Source organism: Limosilactobacillus antri DSM 16041 (assembly GCF_000160835.1).
GTDB lineage: Bacteria > Bacillota > Bacilli > Lactobacillales > Lactobacillaceae > Limosilactobacillus > Limosilactobacillus antri.
Genome location: NZ_GG700745.1, coordinates 1 through 1,545, shown reverse-complemented (window position 1 = coordinate 1,545; position 1,545 = coordinate 1). Strand labels below are relative to the sequence as shown.

Here is a 1,545-nt window from a genome sequence, read left to right as displayed (position 1 = left end):
CCTACGATTAGTCAAGTAGAAAGTATAGAAAATGAGAGTATACCAAAACAACCTGATTAAGAAGATGATTTAAAAATCAGGCAGGCGTGGTATATTTAAAGCGTGAAGGAGTTAGTTCTTCACATGGGACCTTGAGTCCGTATACCGATAACGGTATTTTGTATGGTGCTTAATCATGGATAAAAGGCATTTCAGGGTTTTATTCATACAAGCAACCATGGCGACCTTATTCAGTTTTGGATAAGGTCTTTTTTGTCTTAGGCGATAATAATAATCGACAATATGGTTTGGTGCAGCGTGTTGTTGGCGGATCATATTACCAACGGTAAAGTATAGCAGTTTACGGGCAATCGGATTACCACGTTTATTAATATGGTCTTGATACCCACCATTGCCAGATTTGTACTGCTTAAGGTCAATACCAACATAAGCATTAAGCTGATTGGCATTATCAAACCGTGTAATATCGCCTAATTCACCCATTAATTGCGCAGCGGTTTGATCACCAATCCCCGGAAAAGAAGTGTAATATTGGAACGCTTCATCTCCTTGCGCCGTAGTTATCATTTGTTTGACTACTTTTTCTCTCTGCTTGGTGAGCTCAATTAATCGTCGACAGTAGTAGCGCACTTCTTCAACCTGAATTGAATCACTAGGGAAAGCCGGATAAGAATCTTGCGCCAACTTCAATAATTGATCAGCGTACTTAAAACCTTTCATATTGGAGAGGTTTTTGTCCGTTAATTTAACCAGTTGATTTTTGAGCTTAGTTCGCGACAGAGTTTTCACTAAGTCTGGGTGGGGAAATAGTTCAACGACATTTAGCGCTAACTTCGAGGCTCTATTCTTAAATAGCTGTTTTAGTTCTGGAAAAGTCTGTTCTAGGGCAATATGGAGCTGTACCAACCGATGATTCCAATCATGGTTAAGTTGATTATAGAAACGACTTAATTCATGAAGCCGAGCGAAACGTGGTGAGCGTGGCACGGTTAAGCGGAAAGACTTCTTTTGTACTGTTGAGGCGATTTTCCTTGCATCTTGGCGGTCAGTTTTTACTCTGCGCAGGTCTTCTGAATTGAGATGTAATTGAAGTGGATTGAGTAAACAATATTTTAAGTGATGGTCAATACAAAAGCGTTCAACTGGTCGTGAATACACCCCAGTAGCTTCAAAGTAAACAACCGGGTAATTAGCTGACTGAATCGTTGATAGTAACTGCTTAAACCCAGAACGGGTATGGAAAAACACAAATTCATTGAGACGGGTCTTTCGACGATACCAGGCAACATTACTTCTGCCCATTGAAACATCTAATGCGATAATATCTGACACCATAAAACTTCCTTTCTCGAGCTAGGTTTGACCGTTATCAAGGCTTTGTAATTCATTTCCTATACACGAACTCATGGCTCCACAACCTGAAAGCAATATATCAAAGCAAAGATAGCGGAGGTTATTTTTTAATGCGGACTCGCAGTCCCAGGGAGTATGAACAACCTTAGCTCTATCTTTAGGGTAACAAAAAAGTTCAGAACGATTATTTTC

At 39.9% G+C, this 1,545-nt stretch carries 2 protein-coding genes; both read right to left on the bottom strand.

Going from position 1 to position 1,545, the window contains the following annotated elements; genetic code table 11:
- Nucleotides 1–111: 111 nt before the first annotated feature.
- The gene (locus tag HMPREF0494_RS10655; protein ID WP_040459103.1) at nucleotides 112–1,332 is read right to left on the bottom strand and encodes an IS110 family RNA-guided transposase; all 1,221 of its coding nucleotides are present in this window, start codon (nucleotides 1,330–1,332) and stop codon (nucleotides 112–114) included.
- Between the two features lie 21 nt (nucleotides 1,333–1,353).
- Nucleotides 1,354–1,545, bottom strand: a 192-nt coding sequence (locus HMPREF0494_RS11525; protein WP_204365264.1) for a hypothetical protein, incomplete at its 5' end; no start/stop codon positions are given.